The 15,505-nt window shown below is 68.1% G+C and carries 13 protein-coding genes; 8 read left to right on the forward strand and 5 right to left on the reverse strand.

What is annotated here, in order from left to right:
- Window positions 1–29 precede the first annotated feature (29 nt).
- From ACQ4LY_RS07610 to ACQ4LY_RS07625, 4 genes are all read right to left on the reverse strand, one after another.
- Entirely contained in the window at window positions 30–1,352 is a 1,323-nt protein-coding gene (locus ACQ4LY_RS07610; RefSeq protein WP_431075417.1) for an extracellular solute-binding protein, read from the reverse strand.
- A 55-nt stretch (window positions 1,353–1,407) separates the two neighbouring features.
- Window positions 1,408–2,313, reverse strand: coding sequence for a carbohydrate ABC transporter permease (locus ACQ4LY_RS07615; RefSeq protein ID WP_431075418.1), 906 nt, complete (start codon window positions 2,311–2,313; stop codon window positions 1,408–1,410).
- Window positions 2,310–3,164, reverse strand: coding sequence for a carbohydrate ABC transporter permease (locus ACQ4LY_RS07620; protein WP_431075419.1), 855 nt, complete (start codon window positions 3,162–3,164; stop codon window positions 2,310–2,312). The genes ACQ4LY_RS07615 and ACQ4LY_RS07620 overlap by 4 nt, the downstream gene beginning before the upstream one ends.
- A 280-nt stretch (window positions 3,165–3,444) precedes the next feature.
- Window positions 3,445–3,981 (reverse strand): CGNR zinc finger domain-containing protein, encoded by a 537-nt coding sequence (locus ACQ4LY_RS07625; RefSeq protein ID WP_431075421.1) that lies wholly within the window; start codon window positions 3,979–3,981, stop codon window positions 3,445–3,447.
- A 39-nt stretch (window positions 3,982–4,020) separates the two neighbouring features.
- On the opposite strand from ACQ4LY_RS07625, the gene ACQ4LY_RS07630 reads away from it, so the two are divergent.
- The 7 genes from ACQ4LY_RS07630 (at window position 4,021) to ACQ4LY_RS07660 (ending at window position 13,555) form a co-directional block, all read left to right on the forward strand.
- Window positions 4,021–5,001: an EamA family transporter gene (locus ACQ4LY_RS07630; protein ID WP_431075422.1), complete on the forward strand. Its 981-nt coding sequence runs from the start codon at window positions 4,021–4,023 to the stop codon at window positions 4,999–5,001.
- A gap of 73 nt (window positions 5,002–5,074) precedes the next feature.
- Entirely contained in the window at window positions 5,075–5,743 is a 669-nt protein-coding gene (locus tag ACQ4LY_RS07635; RefSeq protein WP_431075423.1) for a GntR family transcriptional regulator, read from the forward strand.
- Complete coding sequence (locus ACQ4LY_RS07640) at window positions 5,740–7,266, forward strand: MmgE/PrpD family protein (protein WP_431075424.1); 1,527 nt, start codon at window positions 5,740–5,742, stop codon at window positions 7,264–7,266. The genes ACQ4LY_RS07635 and ACQ4LY_RS07640 overlap by 4 nt, the downstream gene beginning before the upstream one ends.
- Window positions 7,266–8,168, forward strand: coding sequence for a methylisocitrate lyase (gene prpB / locus ACQ4LY_RS07645; RefSeq protein WP_431075425.1), 903 nt, complete (start codon window positions 7,266–7,268; stop codon window positions 8,166–8,168). The genes ACQ4LY_RS07640 and prpB overlap by 1 nt, the downstream gene beginning before the upstream one ends.
- Before the next feature lie 2 nt (window positions 8,169–8,170).
- Entirely contained in the window at window positions 8,171–9,304 is a 1,134-nt protein-coding gene (locus ACQ4LY_RS07650; protein WP_431075426.1) for a bifunctional 2-methylcitrate synthase/citrate synthase, read from the forward strand.
- A 338-nt stretch (window positions 9,305–9,642) separates the two neighbouring features.
- Window positions 9,643–12,357 carry an alpha/beta hydrolase-fold protein gene (locus tag ACQ4LY_RS07655; RefSeq protein WP_431075427.1) on the forward strand — a complete coding sequence of 905 codons (2,715 nt, stop codon included), beginning with the start codon at window positions 9,643–9,645 and terminating at the stop codon, window positions 12,355–12,357.
- Between the two features lie 64 nt (window positions 12,358–12,421).
- A complete protein-coding gene (locus ACQ4LY_RS07660; RefSeq protein ID WP_431075428.1) occupies window positions 12,422–13,555 on the forward strand; it encodes a hypothetical protein in 1,134 nt (377 codons plus the stop codon).
- Here the strand turns inward: ACQ4LY_RS07660 and ACQ4LY_RS07665 are convergent, their stop codons facing one another.
- Window positions 13,556–14,575 (reverse strand): LacI family DNA-binding transcriptional regulator, encoded by a 1,020-nt coding sequence (locus ACQ4LY_RS07665; protein ID WP_341955563.1) that lies wholly within the window; start codon window positions 14,573–14,575, stop codon window positions 13,556–13,558.
- A 134-nt stretch (window positions 14,576–14,709) separates the two neighbouring features.
- Between ACQ4LY_RS07665 and ACQ4LY_RS07670 the strand changes: the two genes are divergently transcribed.
- Window positions 14,710–15,414 (forward strand): GntR family transcriptional regulator, encoded by a 705-nt coding sequence (locus ACQ4LY_RS07670; RefSeq protein WP_431075429.1) that lies wholly within the window; start codon window positions 14,710–14,712, stop codon window positions 15,412–15,414.
- Window positions 15,415–15,505 lie beyond the last annotated feature (91 nt).

Below are 15,505 nucleotides of genomic sequence, written 5' to 3' on the forward strand. Positions count from 1 at the left end.
GGGGTGCGGATGCGGGGGTGCGGCGGCGGTCAGGCGAGCAGCTTCTGGGCGGCTTCGCCGGCCTGGGCCATCGCATCCTTCGCGCTCTGCTGACCCACGAGCACGGCCTGCACGCGTTCGGCGATCGTCGTCTCGATCTGCGCGTACTCCGGGAACTGCCAGAACGGATTGGTGGTCGCGGTGGCGGTGATCTTCTCGGCGAAGCGCGTGCCGAAGGCATCCGCCTTCACCGCCGCCGATGCCTGGGCCTTCTCGGTGACCGGCGGCAGCCCGCGCAGTTCGTAGTCGGCGGTCACGGCGTCGAGGTCGCTCGTCGCCCACTGGCCGAAGTCGGCGGCCGTGCGAGTGCCGTCGCCACCACCGACGACGACGATCGCGCCACCCCAGACCAGAGCCCTGGGGGTGTCGCCCTTCTTCAGCACCGGGCGCGACTGCGGAAGGAGCTTCGAGTCGAGGTCGGGGTCGGGCGAGTCCTTCGTGACGGCGCTGCGGCCGACCGGCGCGTCGTCGTAGATCGCAGCGCGCCCTTGGGCGAAGAGCGATCGGGCGTCGAACCTGTCGACGTCTGCGGCGATCAGCCCCTGGTCGTACAGCGACTTGTACCAGGTGACCGCCTCGACGCTCGCGTCGTCGCCGATCGTGACCTTGCCGTTCTTGACCAGATCGCTGCCGAAGGTCTGCATCCAGATCAGGACGTCCTTGAGCTGCGCGGCCTTCGTCGACGCGGCATACGGGATCAGACCGCCGCCGAGGCCCTTGAGCTTCTTGAGCGTCTTCTCGAAGTCGTCGACCGTGGTGGGGAATTCCGACATCCCCGCCTTGTCGAGGATCTCGGAGTTGCTGATCAGGCCGATCGCGCCGATGGTCCAGGGGAATCCGTACTGCACCCCGTCGAGCTGTGCGGCTTCCAGCGCGGATGCCGTGTAGCCGCGTCCCTTCGTGAGGGCCGAGACGTCCTCCAGCTTGCCGAGGGCGGCGAGGGAGGCGAGCCAGGCGACGTCGACGTGCGCAGCGCCGGTGAACTGTCCGCCTCTGACCTGCAGCATCAGCTGCTTGAAGTACTCGTTGTAGGGGAACGAGACCTCGGTGATGCCGACGTCGCTCTTCTTCTTGTAGCCGTCGAGCAGCGACCGGATGGCGGGTGCCGCCGCCTCCTCGGTGAGCGACCAGCTCGCGAACGAGAAGTCGGTGGCGGTGAACTTGCCGGCGCTGAGGCCGCTGCCCGACGTGGCGGCCGGGCTTCCGGTGCCGCCCCCGCTGGGCATGCAGCCCGCGAGGAACAGTCCGGCGGCGCCGAGGCCGGCGAACTGGAGCAGCTGGCGGCGGGAGACGGAGATGGAGTTCTCGGACATGGATGTGCTCTCTCTTCTTCGAGGGACTTCGTGGAATATCTGGGTGTCTCGCGGGTCAGCCCTTGACCGCGCCGGCGGTGAGGCCGCCGACGAGGAAGCGCTGCAGGGCGATGAAGGCGATGGCGACGGGCAGCGACACCGCGAGGGATGCCGCCATCAGCTCGGGCCACGCGGTCGAGGCCTCGCCGATGAACGTGTTGACGAGACCGGGAGGAAGCGTCTGCTTGTCCGGGCCCGGGAGGGTGAGGGCGAAGATGAAGTCGTTCCACCCGCGGACGAATGCGAACAGGCCGGCGGCGATGAGTCCGGGCGCAGCGAGCGGCATCACGATCGAGTGGATGATGCGCATGCGTGACGCTCCGTCGACACGAGCCGCCTCGATGAGCTCGTCGGGGATCGTGTCGAAGAAGCCCTTCAGCATCCACACGCACAGCGGCAGCGTGAACGTCGTGAACGACAGCACGAGCGCGGTGTACGTGTTCAGCAGGCCGTAGGCGGAGAAGACCGCGTAGAGCGTGATGAGCAGCAGAGCCTGCGGGAACATCTGCGAGGCGAGCACGAAGTACATGAGACTGCGCCGGCCGCGGTAGCGGAACTTCGAGAACGCGTAGCCCATGTAGGCCGACACGACCACCGACAGCACGGCCGTGATCACGGACACCAGGATGCTGTTGCGCAGGTATCCGAACAGCGCGGGGTTGTTCAGCAGAGACAGGTACGCGTCGAACGTGATCTCGGAGGGGAACAGCTTCGGCGGGTACGAGAACACCTCGGTGCGAGGCGTCAGCGAGGTCACGACCAACCAGTACACCGGCAGCAGCGCGAACCCGCCGAACACGACGACGGCGACCCAGGCGCTGATGGTGACGGCGCGGCGGTCGGCGCGGCGATTGCGTCGTCGAGGAGCAGGGGCGACGGGGGCGGCGACCGCCACCGGGTTCTCGGTCAGGACAGCGGTCATCGCTTCTCTCCCTTCTCGGACAGGCGGACATAGACGACCACCAGGCCCATCAGCAGCACCATCCAGAGCAGCCCGAGGGCACCCGCGTGGCCGAGGTCGAATCCGTCGAACGCGGTCTCGTAGACGGCTGTCGCGAATGTCTGGGTGGAGCCTGCCGGTCCACCGCCGGTGAGCACGTAGATGATGTCGAAGTGCTGGAAGTTCCAGATGAACTCCAGCAGCAGCACCAGGCCGATGATTCCCTGCATCTGCGGCACGGTGATCGAGAAGAATCGACGGGCGGTGCCGGCGCCGTCGATCTCGGCCGCCTCGTGAAGCTCGATCGGCACGGTCTGGAGGCCCGCGAGCAGCATGACCATCATCCAGGGGAATGACTGCCAGGTCTTCGCGACGATCACGGCCACCATGGCGCTCGTCGGATTGGCGAGCCACGCCTGGGGCTCGTCGATGAGCCCGAGCGTCTCGAACAGGGAGTTGAGCACGCCGTAGTTGGCGTTGAAGATCCACATCCAGAGGAACGACACCACGACCCCGGGGATCAGCCAGGGGATGAGCATCAGGCCGCGCATGACCTTCGCCCCGCGGATGCGGGTGTTCAGCGCGAGCGCCAGCCCGAAGCCGACCACGAAGGGGGCGATCGTCGTGCCAACCGTGAACACGAGCGTCTGACCCAGCAGGCGGAGGAAGTCGCCGGTCAGCACATCGATGATGTTCTGGAATCCGACGAACTCGCGACCGGGCTCGACGAGGCTCTGCTTGAAGAACGCGGTGATCAGGGCGGTGATCAGGGGGTAGACCACGACCGCCGCGAGGAGCGCCAGGCCGGGGGCGGTGAGCAGCAGTGCGAACATGCCGTCGGTGAGCCGTCGAGGCTTGCGACCTGTGTCTAACTGTGTAGAACTGATCGTTTCTGTCATCTAGGTCATCCTTGGCCTTGGGGTGAACAGGAGCACAGGCGCTGTGCTGCGGGGGATGCTTCAGTATTTCCGCAGAATCGGGCCAAGGTCAACCGAGATCGACAATCGGTAAAAGTTGTTAAGAAATGGGAGTTTATGTTGCTTGCGCGAGGCAGTCTTCTGATCTCGGCCGGAGTGGTGGATGCCGAGGGTGCAGGGCGCAGGGCTCGGAGGCTCAGGCGCTCGCGCGCCGTGCGCGGTACGCGGCCACGGCGTTGCGGTTCGTGCAGGTCGTCGAGCAGTAGCGCTTCGAGCGATTGCGTGAGAGGTCGAGAGCGAGAGCGTCGCACGTGTCGTCGGCGCAGATCGAGATGCGCGAGCCCTCATCTGCGCGGATGACGTCGATCAGCGCCATGGCGGTCTCGATCAGCACGCGTTCGGCGAGAGGGCGTTCGTCGGCGACGGCGTGCAGGTGCCAGTCCATGCCATCGTGGCGCACGAGCCTCGGCGCGAGCGACGACTCGGCGAGTGCTGCGTTCACGTGTGCGGCCATCTCATCTCGGGGCGCGAGCAGCAGGGTGCGCAGACGCGGGCGCAGGTCTCGCAGGGAGGCGAGCTCGGCCCCGTCGCGGTCGAGTCGACCTGAATAGGGGAAGTCCGCGAGGAAGGCGTCGTAGTCGGCGAGCGTCTCGAGGGTCTGGGGGTCCTCTGCCGAGTTCACCAGCCAGACGGCCGAGCGCAGGGCCTCTTCCGTGTCATCGGTGAAGTTCATGTTGACACCTTACATCCCGCACGAGTAGCGTCACCTGTCATGAGCAAGGTTGCAAATGACAACACGGTGCCGGGCGTGCGCTTCGGCTTGCCGTTGGCGATCGGCGCGGCCTTCGCATTCGGGATGTCGGGCGCCTGGGCTCGCGGCCTCATCGATGCGGGATGGACGCCAGGAGCAGCGGTGACCGCACGGGTCTGGGTCGCAGCGCTCGTGCTGCTCGTGCCGACGATCCTGTCGCTGCGGGGTCGATGGGGCGTGCTGAGAAAGAATGCGGGCATGGTCGCCGCCTACGGCCTGCTCGCCGTGACCGCCACCCAGCTCTGCTACTTCCAGGCCGTCGCCGTGATGGATGTCGGTCTCGCCCTGCTCATCGAATACACCGCGCCGATCGCCGTCATCCTCTGGCTGTGGCTCCGTCGGGGCGAGCGGCCGAGTCGCCGCAGCGTGATCGGCGCCGCCATCGCCTTCGTCGGCCTCGTGCTGATGCTCGACATCATCACCGGCGCCGAGGTCAATGTGGCCGGCATCCTCTGGGCGCTCGCCGCGATGGTGGGTGCGGCGACGTACTTCCTGCTGTCGGCCAAAGCCGATACCGGGCTGCCGCCGATCGCGCTCGCCGGAGGGGGACTGCTGCTCGGCGCCGTCGCCCTCACGATCGCCGGAGTCGTCGGCATCCTGCCCATCGCCTGGACGACCGATGACATCACCTACCGCTTCGGCACCGTGCCGTGGTTCGTGCCGGTGCTCGCGATCGGCCTGATCGCGACGGCCCTCGCGTACGTGCTCGGCGTCGCCTCGACCCGGATGCTCGGATCTCGTCTCGCGTCGTTCGTCGCTCTCTCCGAAGTGATCGCCGCCCTGCTCTTCGGCTGGCTCCTGCTCGGTCAGCTGCCCGATCTGCTGCAGGCTCTCGGTGGCGCGCTGGTGCTGGTCGGCGTGGTCGTGGTGAAGCTGGGGGAGCCGCGGCCCGCCGAGTTCGTCGAGCCGGTACCGGGTGCGGTGGAGCAACCGCAGCGCTAGTGCAATGTATACGCGAAGCACTCAGAAGTCGCAGTCGTGACCAATCGGACGTATTTGTGTATACACTGAGGGCATGAGCTCTGTCGCTGATCGCATCACCGCGAGCGATCGAGCGCACGCGGCGCTGCTGGATGAGATCCAGTCGGGCGCCCTCCCCGCCGGTTTCGTGCTCGGCGAGGTCGAACAGGCCGCCCGCCTCGGCATCAGCCGCACGCCGATGCGTGAGGCGCTGCGCCGCCTGGCAGCCGACGGGCTCGTCGTGCAGCAGTCGCCTCGGGTCACGGTGGTGGCAGATCTGGATGCCGATGACATCTGTGCCCTGTTCGAGATCCGCCGCGCGTTGGAGGAGACCTCCGCCCGTCTCGCCGCCCAACGCGGAGATGCCGCCCTCTTCGCCGCGCTCGCCGACGAGTTCGCCCACGTCGACCTCACAGCCGTCGAAGGCCGCGACGCGTACTACGGCCTCATCGCCCGCTTCGACGCCGCTCTCGACCAGGCTGTCGACAACGACTACATCGCCTCGGCGCTGCGCACCGTGCGCACCCACCTCGTGCGGGTGCGGCGCATGGCCCGCGACAAGCCCGACCGCCTCGCGGCCTCCGCTGCCGAGCACCGCACGATCGCCGCAGCCCTCGGCGCGCGAGACGGCGACCTCGCCGCCCACGCCACGCACGTGCACCTGCACAACGCGCTCACCGGCATCCTCGACTCCCTGACAGCCAACCCAGAAGGTGTGAAATGACCGTCACCCACCACGTCCGCGTCCACCGGAGCGACGAGAACCTCGCTCGAGAAGACCAGCTCGCCTGGAAGATCGCCGAGGTCGCCGCCGACCCGGTCGAGATCGAGCAGGACGTCACCGACATGATCATCAACCGCATCATCGACAACGCATCGGTCGCTGCGGCATCGCTCACGCGCGGCCCCATCAACGCGGCCAGGGCCCAGGCGTTCAGCCATCCCGTCTCGACCGGAGGCATCGGCGCCACGGTCTTCGGCGCGGCGCTCGATCACCGCACCAGCCCCGAGTGGGCGGCCTGGGCCAACGGCGTGGCCGTGCGCGAGCTCGACTACCACGACACGTTCCTCGCAGCCGAGTACTCGCACCCGGGTGACAACATCCCGCCGATCCTCGCCGTCGCCCAGCACGTGCAGGCCGACGGTCGCGCGCTGCTGCGCGGCATCGCCACCGGGTACGAGATCCAGATGGACCTCGTGCGTGCGATCTGCCTGCACAAGCACAAGATCGACCACGTCGCCCACCTCGGCCCGTCGGCCGCCGCCGGCATCGGCACCCTGCTCGGCCTCGACGTCGAGACGATCTACCAGGCCGTCGGCCAGGGCCTGCACACCACCACCGCCACCCGCCAGAGCCGCAAGGGCGAGATCTCGACCTGGAAGGCGCACGCCCCGGCGTTCGCCGGCAAGCTCGCGGTCGAGGCCGTCGACCGGGCGATGCGCGGCCAGACCAGCCCCGCCCCGATCTACGAGGGTGAGGACGGCGTGATCGCCTGGATGCTCGACGGCAAGGATGCAGCGTACGAGGTGCCGCTGCCCGCCGCGGGCGAGGCGAAGCGCGCGATCCTCGACTCGTACACGAAGGAGCACTCGGCCGAGTATCAGGCGCAGGCGTGGATCGACCTCGCCCGCAAGCTCGGCACCGAGAACCCGGCGCTGCGCGACCCCGCGAACATCGAGGCCATCGTGCTGCACACCAGCCACCACACGCACTACGTGATCGGCTCGGGAGCGAACGACCCGCAGAAGTACGACCCCACGGCATCGCGCGAGACGCTCGATCACTCGATCCCGTACATCTTCGCGGTCGCCCTGCAGGACGGCGGCTGGCACCACGTCGACTCGTACACCCCCGAGCGCGCGGGGCGCGAAGACACGGTCGCGCTGTGGCACAAGATCACCACGGCCGAGGATGCCGAGTGGACGCGCCGCTACCACTCGGAGGATCCCGACGTGAAGGCGTTCGGCGGTCGCGTCGAGTTCCGCCTGACCGACGGCACGACCGTCGTCGACGAGATCGCCGTCGCCGATGCGCATCCGCTCGGCGCCCGTCCGTTCGCGCGCGACAACTACATCGCGAAGTTCCGCCTGCTGGCCGAGCCCGTGCTGGAGCCGGCCGAGATCGAGCGCTTCCTCGCGCTCGTGCAGCGCCTGCCCGAGCTCACGGCGGCCGAGGTCGGCGAGCTGTCGATCATCGCGACGCCCGGCCTGCTCGAGGGAGCAGACGCACCGAAGGGCCTGTTCTGATGCTGTACTCCCAGGTCACCCCGGCCGAGAAGCGCCGCCTGTTCCGCGAACGGCTCGCGAGCGGTGAGCTGCTGCGGTTCCCCGGCGCCTTCAACCCGCTGAGCGCCCGACTGATCGAGCAGAAGGGCTTCGACGGGGTCTACATCTCGGGCGCGGTGCTCTCTGCCGACCTCGGGGTGCCCGACATCGGCCTCACCACCCTGACCGAGGTCGCAGGTCGCGCCAAGCAGATCGCGCGGATGACCGACATCCCCGCGATCGTCGACGCCGACACCGGCTTCGGTGAGCCGATGAACGTCGCCCGCACCATTCAGGAGCTCGAAGACGCGGGCCTCGCGGGCACGCACATCGAAGATCAGATCAATCCGAAGCGCTGCGGCCACCTCGACGGCAAGAGCGTGGTCGATGAGAGCACGGCAGTCCGTCGCATCCGCGCAGCCGCCGACGCCCGTCGTGATGAGAACTTCCTGATCATGGCGCGCACCGACATCCGCGCGGTCGAGGGACTCGATTCGGCGATCGACCGCGCCAAGGCGCTGGTGGATGCCGGGGCCGATGCCGTCTTCCCCGAGGCGATGCGCACGCTCGCGGAGTTCGAGGCGATGGCAGAGGCGCTCGACGTGCCGATCCTCGCCAACATGACCGAGTTCGGCAAGAGCGATCTCTTCTCGGTCGACCAGCTGCGGGATGCGGGCGTGAACATGGTCATCTGGCCGGTGTCGCTGCTGCGCATCGCGATGGGCGCGGCGGGCCGTGCGCTCGATACGCTGAACGAGGAGGGGCACCTCACCTCGAAGCTCGGTGAGATGCAGCACCGTGCCGATCTCTACGACCTGATCGACTACGAGTCCTACAAGGAGTTCGACTCGGGCGTCGCAGGCTTCACCGTCACGAAGGAGTGAGCATGACCGAGCCGGACATCAAGAAGGGCCTCGTCGGGGTCGTCGTCGACACGACAGCGATCTCGAAGGTCAACCCCGAGACGAACAGCCTGCTCTACCGCGGCTATCCCGTGCAGGAGCTGGCGGCGACCCAGCCTTTCGAGGCGGTCGCCTACCTGCTGTGGCACGGCGAGCTGCCGACGTTCGAAGAGCTGGCGGCCTTCCGGGCGCAGGAGCGCCCGCATCGCGCCCTGACCGACAACGTCAAGGCGGCGATCGACCTGATTCCGATCGAGGCGCACCCGATGGACGAGGTGCGCACGGCCGTGAGCCTGATCGGGGCCTCCGACACGAACGCCGGCGGCTCGGTGCTCGACGCGGGCGGCAGCCCCGAGGAGAACCTCGAGCGCAGCATCCGTCTGTTCGCCGCTCTTCCCGCCATCGTCGCCTACGGCCAGCGCCGCCGCCGCGGCGAGGAGCCGATCGCGCCGCGCGACGACCTCGACTACTCGGCGAACTTCCTCTGGATGACGTTCGGCGAAGAGCCGGACCCGGTCGTCGTCGACGCGTTCAACCGCTCGATGATCCTGTACGCCGAGCACTCGTTCAACGCCTCGACCTTCACCGCCCGCGTGATCACGTCGACCCTCAGCGACCTGTACTCGGCCGTGGTCGGCGCGATCGGCGCGCTCAAGGGGCCGCTGCACGGAGGCGCGAACGAGGCGGTGCTGCACATCTTCGACGAGATCGGCGAGGCATCGAACGTCGTGCCGTGGCTCGACAAGGCGCTGGCAGAGAAGCGCAAGATCATGGGCTTCGGCCACCGCGTCTACAAGAGCGGCGACTCGCGGGTGCCCACCATGAAGGCGGCACTCGACACCCTGGTCGAGCACTACGACAAGGCAGAGGTGGCAGAGCTCTACGACGCTCTCGAATCGGAGTTCGTGGCGCGCAAGGGCATCTACCCGAACCTCGACTACCCGTCGGGCCCGGCGTACAACCTGATCGGCTTCGACACCCTCACCTTCACTCCGCTGTTCGTGGCGGCGCGGGTGACCGGCTGGACGGCCCACGTGATCGAGCAGGCCGGTGCCAACGCGCTGATCCGCCCGCTGTCGTTCTACGACGGCGTCGACGAGCGGCACATCGAGGGCTGAGCGGCGCGTGTCGTCTCGCCTCCGGTCGTCGAGCGAGCCCGGCGGAGGCGAGAGAGTCGAGACGCGCTGGCATCTGTGCGCGAGTCGAGTTGCGTCTCGTCTCGGTCGCCGCGCGTTCTCGCTCAACGACCGGAGCACGCAGCCCAAAAATTACAACGTCGTAAAAACTCCTTGACAAGCCTGATGGTCAGGGACATGCTGGCACACAGCAGCATTACGACGTTGTAAATTGCTTCTCGCATCCCGCCGTGGTGCTTGCCGAGGGTGCCCTCCGAACGTGTGCCCTGCGAGCCGTGCGCGGTGTCGCGCGCGGGAGATACGAGAGGAAATCAAAGGTGATGAGAACTCGAACGAGTGCGTCGCCCGGCAGCGGTCACCGCCGCTGGATGGCGCTGCTTGCGGTCACGGCCGTGGGGGTGGGGACGCTTCTGGCTGCGCAGCCGGCGGCCGCAGCCGACGCTCCGGCGGATCCATGGATATCCCAGCCTGCCGATGGGCTCTATCGGTTCACGGTGCCGGACTCCGTGGTACGCAGCGAGGTGGGCACGTCTCCCGCTGCCGTGGCCGTCGAGGGCAACTTCGGTCCGGGCAATACGTCGGCGCAGTTGAACCTGGGGCTGAGCGGCGGGTCATGGACGGCCACGATCGGCCCGCTCGAACCCGGGCAGTACTACTTCCAGTACAAGGCGACGATCGGGGGGACCGAGCAGCTCGTCACGTTCCGCAATCCGGCGACCGAGCAGGTGGTCACGGCCCAGCCGTCGTACAGCACGTTCTTCGTCGACGGGGAGTCGGCGGCATGGCAGGCCGATGTGCCCGCCGGTGGACAGCTGCAGTCGCTGACCTACCAGAGCACGGCTGCCGGCGCCGAGCGATCGGCGCAGGTATGGACCCCGCCGAGCTACGACGCGAACCGCGCCGACGAGTACCCGGTGCTCTACCTGCTGCAGGACACAGGGCAGGCGCACACCGAGTGGACCGAACTCGGACGCGCCGCGCAGATCCTCGACAATCTCGCGGTCGAGGGGCAGATCGAGCCGATGGTCGTCGTCATGGCCGACGGCAACACGAACGACCTGCGCACCGAGATCCTCGACGACCTGCTGCCCGCGGTCGGTGAGGAGTTCCATGTCTCCGACGATGCGGCTGACCGTGCCATCGCCGGCATCGGGCGCGGCGCCTCCCAGGCGCTGACGCTGATGGTCACAGATCCCGGCGAGTTCTCGAAGGTCGGCTCGTTCTCGGGCAGCCTCGTGAGCAGCATCAGCTCGGCCAAGGCGACGCAGATCAATGCGGGCACCGACCTGGTGCGCCTCTACGTCGGGAACACGACGGACCGCTCCTACAACCAGAACGTCGATCTGGCCGCGAAGCTGGATGCCGCAGGAGTGGAGTACGAGTTCGACGGCGTGAACCCGGCATACGGCGACATCTGGGAGACCTGGCAGGAGTCACTGCGCGACTTCAGCTCCCGACTCTTCCATGACGTCGACGACCACGGCATGAGCGAGGGGCACCGTGCCCTCGAGGGCACGCACTCGCTGCCCGCTCCCGGCACCACGCCGACACCATGGGTCGACGAGCACGGCGTCGTCACCTTCGAGACGGGCACCGAGTTCAGTTCGGCCAAGAACGTCACGATCTGGGCCAACTGGGCTCCGGGCGGCAACTGGCTGCGCATTCCCATGGAGAAGGCCGGCGACCGGTGGAGGCTCACCCTCGGACCGATCGAGGGCGGCTCGTACTACTACAAGTTCGTGGTGGACCGAGTGGACCGCAAGGACGCGGGCAACCCCACGAACGTCGAATCCGAGCCCAACTGGAGCACGTTCTTCGTGGCCGGCGACGGCATCCGGGGCGCGTTCACGGGTGATGTCGCACCGGAGCAGCGTGGAGCGGTGCAGACGATGCCGTACTCGAGCCTGGCCGGCGGAGCCGACCGCTCCGCCTATGTGTGGACGCCCCCCGGGTACGACCCCGAGCGGGAGGAGCCCTACCCGGTCTTCTTCCTCCAGCACGGTGGCGGACAGACATGGAGCGACTGGATCAAGGTCGGACGCGCCGCGCAGATCCTCGACAACCACTATGCGAACGGCACGATCCGGCCGATGGTGGTCGTCATGGCGAACGGCAACGGCGTCGACTACCCCAAGGAGATCACGCAGAAGCTCATTCCGACGACGGAGGCGGCGTACAACGTCAGCTCCGACCCGTCGCAGCGAGCGCTCGCAGGACTCTCGATGGGATCGGGGCACGCGCTGAGCACGCTCTATGCCTACCCCGGCGAGTTCGCCTACATCGGCGCGTTCTCCGCCTTCACCACGCCACCGGCGAACGCCGACGTCGAGGCCATCAACGCGGGCACCAAGCTCCTGTCGATCTACACGGGTGACATCCAGGACTTCACCTACCAGAACACGATGTCGCTGATCAGCGCGTTGGAGAGTCGGGGGATCACCCACGACTTCCACCCGCCGATCCCCGGCCCGCACAGCTGGGACGTGTGGCAGAAGGCGCTGATCGACTTCCTGCCGAAGCTGTTCGTCGCCGAGACCGCGTCGGGTGTGCCGGTTCATGCGGCGATCGCCGAGGGCGAGAACGGCGCGCTGGCGATGACGGTCGCCGACTTCGGCGAGGGAGTCCAGCTGTCGGCTCCGCAGAACGTGGGTGATCGCCTGCGCTTCACGGGTGAGCTGCCCGAGATCTCGGTCACCGATTCGCGCACCGCGCAGCAGGCGGGCCTGGGCGGATGGTCCGTCGCGGCTCAGGCGCAGCCGTTCGTGTCGGCCGGAAAGACGATCGAGGCCGATCACCTCGGCTGGGTGCCGAAGGTGCTGACGCCGCGGGCGGGCCTGGAGGCCGGTGATCCGCTGGAGACGGCCATCGACGGCGGTCTGGGTCTGGCGACATCCGGAGAGCTGGCCAGTGCCGACTCGGAAGGCCGCTTCGGCTCGGCGACGCTCAGCGCGGGTCTTCGTCTCGAGGTGCCGGTGGACACGCAGCCGGGGTCGTACTCCAGCGTCCTGTCCATCTCCCTGTTCCCGGTCGACTGACCGAGAGTCTCGAACAGTGCGGCCGGTCGGGCATCCGACCGGCCGCACCCCGATGAGGAGTCACATGTCCTACCGTCACATCACCGCCGTGGGTGTCCTCGTGGTGGCCGCCACCGCCCTGTTCGCGCAGTCGGCCGGCGGGGCCGCGCAGCCGGAGCCGCAGAGCCGTATCTCGCCACCCGCGCTCGCGCAGTCATCGACGCTGCCCGCCGATACCGACCCGGCTCCGACCGCCGGTGTGACCTGGTCGCTGCAGCCGGCGACAGGCGGTCTGCCCGACGGCCGCGTCTCGTTGCGCCACCGAGTGGACCCGGGGCAGCGCATCGACGAGAGCATCGTGCTCACGAACTTCAGTGCTCAGCCGGAGGCATTCGCCGTCTACGCCAGCGACGGAACGGTCACCGGAGACGGCAGCTTCGACCTGATCCCGTCGGTGGAGGAATCGACGGGCGGCGGCGCCTGGGTGTCTCTCGGCGCCGTCGCCGGCGCCACTCCTCGTGATGACGGCGGATTCGCGGTGACGCTCGACGCCGGCGCATCCGTCGCCATTCCGGTGGGTGTCGACGTGCCATCGGACGCCTCTCCGGGAGACCACCCCGCCGGCATCGTGGCGGAGCTGCTGCCCGATGCGGCGACCGAGGTGCAGATCGCCTCGCGGGTGGGCGTGCGCGTGCATCTCCGCGTCTCGGGCGACGTCGTCGCCGCCGCGCGCCCCGAAGCCGTGCGGGCGAGCTACCAGCCGTCGTGGAATCCCTTCGCGCCCGGAACCCTCACCCTCACGTACGACGTCACGAATGCGGGCAACGTGCGCGTGGGAGCAGACTCGAAGGTCCACGTCGCCGGTCCCTTCGGGCTGCTCGGCGTCGATCTCGCGACCGACGCACGGCGCGAGATCCTTCCCGGTCAGTCGGCGGTCGCGGAGTTCGAGGTGCCGGCCTGGCCCCTGCTCCTCCTCGAGGGCACCACGAGAGTACAGCCCTCCGTCGTGGGCGACGACGAGATCGAAGGATCCCTCGACGCGGCATCCGCGTCCTTCATCGTGTGGACGATCCCCTGGGCGCAGCTCGCACTCATCGCCGCCGCTGTGCTGCTGTTCCTCGGTGTCCGTCGAGCGCGCGCCCGGTCGGAATCGAGGATGCAGGCGAGGATCGACGAAGCCGTGGCCTCCGCGCGCGGGGAAGTGCCGCGCACCGACTGATCAGGTCAGCGGACCGGGGAAACCCGTGGACTCGCGTCGGACGATGCGGAAGTCGGGCGTGATCGTTCGCGGTGGCCGCCGCTCGCCCTTCTCCTCGATGCGCTCGATGAGGAGATCGACGGCTGCCGCAGCGATCTGCTCGCGTCCCACGTCGACGCTCGACAGCGACGGGACCGAGAAGTGGGCTTCGTCGGTGTTGTCGAAGCCGATGACGCCCACGTCCTCCGGCGCGCGCAGGCCGGCTTCGCCGAGCGCGCGGAGGGCGCCGAGCCCCATCGTGTCGTTGAGGGCGAAGATCGCGTCGAAGGGGACGTCCTCCGCGATCAGCTGACGGGTGGTCTCTGCGCCCGCCGCGTGATTCCAGTGCGTGCTCGGGCGGATGAGAGCGGGGTCCACGGCGATGCCCGCGGCATCCAGAGCCTGGAGGTAGCCGTTCAGGCGCAGGCTGGCCGAGCTCACCTCGGTGCCCTGATGCTCCTCGGCGCCGATGATCGCGATCCGACGTCGCCCGGTGTCGATCAGATGCTCGACAGCAGCCCGCGCCGATGACGTGTTGTGCATGGCGACGTGATCGGTCGGTCCGTTGAAGATGCGCTCGCCCAGGAGAACGAGGGGGAAGTCGTTGTCGAGCGCGGCGGCATCGTCCTGGCCGAGGGCGGAGGGGCTGAACACGAGGCCGTCGGTGAGACGAAGCCGCCCGCCGGTCACGGCCTGGAGCTCGCGAGTCCGGTCGCCGCTGGTCTGCTCGACGACCACCCCCAGGCCCCGTTGGTCGGCCACGCGGATCACTGCGTCTGCGAGCTCGGCGAAGTAGTTCTCGCGCAGTGCGGGCACGGCCAGGCCGATGACCCCGGTGCGCCCTGATCGCAGGCCGCGCGCGGAGAGGTTCGGGCGGTAGTCGAGCTCGCGGATCGCCGCCTGCACCCTCTCGCGAGTGTCAGGCCTGACGTGCGGGAAGTCGTTGATGACATTCGACACGGTCTTGATGGACACGCCGGCGAGTCGCGCGACATCATGCATCGTCGAACCCATGGCGCCCACCCATCACCCTGCGCCGCAAGTGCGACACGTTCTCCACACTCTATTCGCAAGGCACCGTCACGGTGGGGCCGCGGCACGGGGTGTCGTCGTGCCTCGCCGCGTAGTATGGCGCAATGTCCATCGACAGTCGGCGACCTGGCCGTCCGCAGCGGATCAGCCCGCGTCTCGTGGTGGACGATGTGCACGATCAACTCCTGCGCCTCATCATCGACGGGCACATCGGTGCCGAGTCGCCACTGAGCATCGATGCTCTCGCGCGTGAGTTCGGGGTCTCGAGCAGTCCCGTGCGTGAAGCGCTGACGCGGCTCGAGGCGACGGGTCTCGTGCAGAGGCTCGCGCTGCGCGGGTACCGTGTCGCCCCGGCGCTCGATGCCGAGGAGATGGCCGACCTCTTCGACGCCCGGATCCTCCTCGAGCCCGCGATCGCGGCAACGGCGGCGCGGAGTGCGGATCGCGAGGGACTCGTCCGCGGGCTGGAGGAGAACGTGGCGGATCTCGAGCGCGCGCCACGGGGAGACCGCAGCGGCTCGCTGCACACGTACTACGAGGCTGATCGCGAGTTCCACCGCGCCATCGTCGCCGGTACCCGCAATCATTTCCTGGTGCATGCGTACGACGCGCTCGGCGCGCACGTGCAGAGGTTCCGGCTGTTCTCGGGTCGCGGAGTCACCGATGCCGCGGAGACGGTAGCGGAGCACGCGGCCATAACGCGCGCCATCGAGACGGGCGATCCGATCGCCGCTGACGCGTCGATGCGCCTGCATCTGAGCAACGTGAAGAGCCGCGCGCTCGCCGAGCTCGACATCGATCGCGCCTGAGGCCGCGGCCCCGCCGCTGACATCTCCGTCGACGCTGTTTACATCGTTTACCTAATCAGGTATCGTGCATGAAACCTGATTCGATGGAGTT

Source organism: Microbacterium phyllosphaerae (assembly GCF_050628115.1).
Taxonomy (GTDB): domain Bacteria; phylum Actinomycetota; class Actinomycetes; order Actinomycetales; family Microbacteriaceae; genus Microbacterium; species Microbacterium phyllosphaerae_A.